Source organism: Polaribacter sargassicola (genome assembly GCF_021991835.1).
GTDB classification, from domain to species: domain Bacteria; phylum Bacteroidota; class Bacteroidia; order Flavobacteriales; family Flavobacteriaceae; genus Polaribacter; species Polaribacter sargassicola.
The window spans coordinates 1-282 of sequence record NZ_JAHDAU010000229.1 but is presented as its reverse complement, the minus strand read 5'-3'; the positions used below and the strand labels follow the sequence as shown (position 1 = coordinate 282).

Here is a 282-nt window from a genome sequence, read left to right as displayed (position 1 = left end):
CGCCAGCGGCGCTTTCACGACGTTCATGTGTCGATTCTCCCTGCGGGTCGGGCAGATCACCCGGTTCGTGCGTGGCGAGTGCGCCCGCGTCGGATGCCGCGCGCACGGGCGCGCCGTCCTTGCCGGGGGCCTTCGGCGCCCGCCCCGGCCACCAGATCCGGTCGCCCACGAGCGCGAAGATCGCCGGCACGATCACGGTGCGTACCACGAGGGTGTCGACGATCACGCCGACCCCGACGATCAGGCCCAGCTGCCCGAGCGTGACCAGGGGCAGCACCCCGA

General features: G+C 72.7%; 1 protein-coding gene. It reads right to left on the bottom strand.

Translation table 11 applies throughout. The features are described from left to right. The coding region (locus KI686_RS16625; protein WP_237590421.1) for an MMPL family transporter at positions 1 to 282 on the bottom strand (282 nt) is incomplete at both ends.